Below are 3,667 nucleotides of genomic sequence, written 5' to 3'. Positions count from 1 at the left end.
AGAAGAATGCTCCGGCGGCCGGGGCCTGAGGCCCCCGGACCCCCCAATGGGGAAAATTTCAAGGGGTTCTTGACGCGGAACCAGCGTTGCTGCGACGGCCAAAGGGCCTGAGAGCCTTGAAAACCATAACTCCTTTCTCATAATTCTAGTGGGTTTCCAAAGGGCACTGCCCTTTGGCCGCCGGAGGCATCTTCGTCTTCTCTCTTTTTGCATCCGTCACACCGTACTTCTCATTCCAACCAACACAACGAGGAAATCATGCAGGTCGATGTCGCCATTTTGGGAGCCGGAGCCGCCGGGCTGTGTTGCGCCATAGGCTGCGGCCGGCGCGGGCGTTCGGTCCTGCTCATTGACCATGGCCGCAAGATTGCCCGCAAGGTCCTGGCCTCGGGCGGCGGCCGGGCCAACTGCACCAACGAGGACATTGTGCCGGCCGATTATGTCTGCGGCAACCCGCATTTCGTCAAATCCGCCCTGGCCCGCCTGCCCTCCCGGGAATTTCTGGACTGGATACACGGCGGCGGCGTGGCCACCCGGGTGGAAGACGCCGGCAAGCATTTCTGCACCGGCGGGGCCATCAGTCTGGTGCGTTTTCTCGAAGCAAACGCCCGGAAGGTCGGGGCGCAGTTCATGCTCGGGGCGAGCATTGCCGCCGCCCGCAAAGACGGCGACGGCTTTGCCGTCGATACCGACGCCGGCACGGTGCGGGCCGGCTCCCTGGTCCTGGCCCTGGGCGGCAAATCCTGGCCGGGCCTGGGGGCCACGGACTTCGGCTACGCCCTGGCCCGGAGCTTTGGCCTGGCGGTCACGCCGCTTTTGCCGGGCCTGACCCCGCTTTTGGCCGGGCCGGACATGGCCGGCTTTTGCCAGGAGCTTTCCGGGGTGTCGCTGCCGGTTGTCATTCGCGGCCAGGGCGAGGCCGTTGGCAGCCTTTTGTTCACCCACAAGGGGGTGTCCGGGCCGGCGGTGCTCGACGCCTCGATGTTCTGGCGGCAGGGGGCGACCTTGGCCATCGACTTCCTGCCCGGCGTCGATCTCGAGGCGGTGCTGGCCGAAGCGCCCCGGCTGGAGATCAAAAACGCCCTGGCCCGGGTTCTGCCCAAGCGGCTGGCCGGCGAGGTGGCCCAAAAGCTGGCCCTGTCCGGCCCGGTGGCCGGACTTTCGCCCAAGGCCCGGCGCGAACTGGCGGATAAGCTGGCTGCTTTTCCCTTCACTCCGGGCAAAGCCGAAGGCTACGCCAAGGCCGAAGTGACCATTGGCGGCGTGGATACGGCGGCCATATCCTCCAAGACCCTGGAGGCGACACGGGTGCCTGGGCTCTATGTGGTGGGTGAATTGCTTGACGTGACGGGCCGGCTTGGCGGGTTTAACCTGCACTGGGCTTACGCCTCCGGCTTTGCCGCCGGCGAAAGCGCCTGAGGTTCGCGTCCACGACGTTCCTGTCTGCATACAAGCAAGACAAGAGCCTGAACTACAAATTAATTCAAAAAATAGGCAGGTATTTTTTCAGGGACGCGATGGCCTCCCCGGCCCGCCCCGCCGCCTACTCCTTGAGCAGACGCTTGGCCTCGGCGTCGCTGACGCGTTCCCACGCAGACGGGAAAAACAGCATGATGGCCGCAAAAAAGATCACTGCGGCCGCATAGAGCGCATCCTTCATAGCCTCTTCCCCTATTTCGTTTCTCCGGCCCCCCCGGGCCGGACTCCCTGGATCCCTGGTTTTCTTGTAGCCTTTTTTTTCCGGCCCGCAAGGGAAACCCGCAGGCTGCGCTGCAATTGTTTGCCTATCCGGCGCGCCTGGGCTACACAATGGCCCAAGACCTCTTGCAAACGACCCAAGGAGCGGCACCATGGCCCTTTTCGGACGCGACAAGACCAAGGCCGACACGGACACGCCCGCCCAGGCCCAGGCGACACCAAAGCGCCTCATTCCTGAAGACAATCTGGCCGAATTGACCAAGTTCTTCGATACCATGCAAGAGCCCGTGGAGCTTGTGGTCTTCACCGATCCCAAGCAAAACGTGCCCTACAACAGTTTCATGGAATCGCTTTGCCGGGAACTGTCGGAAATCACCCCCAAAATTACAGCCCGTTTTCTCGGACTGGACAGTCCCGAAGCCAAACTTTACGGCGTGGACTTCTCGCCCACCCTGCTTCTGGCCCCGGATCGTTGCCAGATCCGCTACCTTGGCGCGCCCCTTGGCGAAGAGGCGCGCACGCTTATTGAGACCATCATGCGCCTGTCGCTTGGGAAAAGCGGGCTCACCCAGATTTCCCGGCAACTGCTCCAGGAGCTTGACGAGAAACGGCACGTCCAGGTCTTCGTCAACCCGTCGTGCCCCTACTGCCCGGGGCAGGTGGGCAACGCCTTTCGCTGCGCCGTGGAGCGCCCGGACCTCGTGTCGGCCGCCTGCGTCGATTCCTCGCAGCATCAGGCCCTGGCCGAGCAGTACCATGTGGGCAGCGTCCCCCACACCATCATAAACGAGACCTTTTCCACCCTGGGCCTGCTTCCTGAAGAACGCTTCGTGGTTGAGCTGGTGACGCTCAAAAGCGCCGAGGAACTCCTGGCCCAGCAGCGCGCCGCCGGCGTGGCCCCGGCTGACGGCCTGCCCGTGGTCGAACTCGACGTGGTGGTGGCCGGAGGCGGCCCGGCCGGGCTGACGGCCGCCATCTATGCCGTGCGCAGCGGCATGACTGCTGTGGTGCTGGAGAAAAGCGTCATCGGCGGGCAGGTGACCGTGACGCCGGTGGTTGAAAACTACCCGGGCTTTGCCAGTGTACCGGGCAAACGGCTCATGGAGATGATCGCCGAACAGGCCCGCAGCTATGCCGAAATCCACGAAGGCGAGGGCATCGAGGAAGTCAAGGTGGGCAAGCATGTGGAGGTCTACACCGACAAGGCCGTGTATGTGGCCAAGGCGCTGATTTTAGCCACCGGGGCGGCCTGGCGGAAGCTCGGCACGCCGGGCGAGGACCGCTATTTCGGCTTTGGCGTCAGCTACTGCTCCACCTGCGACGGCTATCTCTACCGGGGGAAAAAGGCGGTGGTGGTCGGCGGCGGCAATACGGCCCTGACCGACGCGCTGCATTTGAAGAACCTTGGCGTGGATGTGACGCTCGTGCACCGCCGGCCGGAGTTTCGGGCCGAGCAGCATTTGCAGGACGCCCTGGCCAAGGAAGGGATCGCCACCATCCTTGGGACCACGGTGGCGGAAATTCTCGGCGACGAGACCAGGGTGACCGGCGTGCGTCTGCATGACGTGGCCGAGGGGACCGAGCGCGAGATTGCCGCCGACGCCGTGTTCGTGGCCATCGGCCTGACGCCCAACACGGCCATTGCCCAGGAACTGGGCCTGACCCTGGACGAACACGGCTACATCGTCACCGACCGGGGCAAGCGCACCTCGATTCCGCGCATCTACGCCGCCGGCGACGTCACCGGCGGTTCCCAGCAGATCGTCAATGCTGTTGGCGACGGCTCCACAGCCGCCCTGTCGGCCTTTGAGGACACCACCAATCCGTACTGGAAAAAGGGCAAAGCCGTCGCATAACCGCCCGGCCAGCCCGTCACAAAAGCGGCCAGCCGCGCCCGATCCAGATCGGACGCGGCTGGCCGCTTTCTTGTATCCTTGAACCTATGCCACTCGTGCCTTGACGGCGCGCC

2 protein-coding genes are annotated in these 3,667 nt (G+C 64.1%); both read left to right on the top strand.

Annotation, left to right across the window (positions count from 1 at the left end; translation table 11 throughout):
• The first annotated feature begins 258 nt into the window (after positions 1-258).
• The gene (locus DVDV_RS21535; protein WP_075356614.1) at positions 259-1,419 is read left to right on the top strand and encodes an aminoacetone oxidase family FAD-binding enzyme; all 1,161 of its coding nucleotides are present in this window, start codon (positions 259-261) and stop codon (positions 1,417-1,419) included.
• Positions 1,420-1,850: 431 nt separating this feature from the next.
• On the top strand, positions 1,851-3,554 hold the full coding sequence (locus tag DVDV_RS21530) for an FAD-dependent oxidoreductase (RefSeq protein ID WP_075356613.1): 1,704 nt from the start codon (positions 1,851-1,853) through the stop codon (positions 3,552-3,554).
• Positions 3,555-3,667: the final 113 nt, after the last annotated feature.

The sequence above is a fragment of the Desulfovibrio sp. DV genome (assembly GCF_001936595.1).
In the GTDB taxonomy this organism is placed as follows: domain Bacteria; phylum Desulfobacterota; class Desulfovibrionia; order Desulfovibrionales; family Desulfovibrionaceae; genus Solidesulfovibrio.
This window is presented reverse-complemented; position numbering and strand designations above follow the sequence as displayed.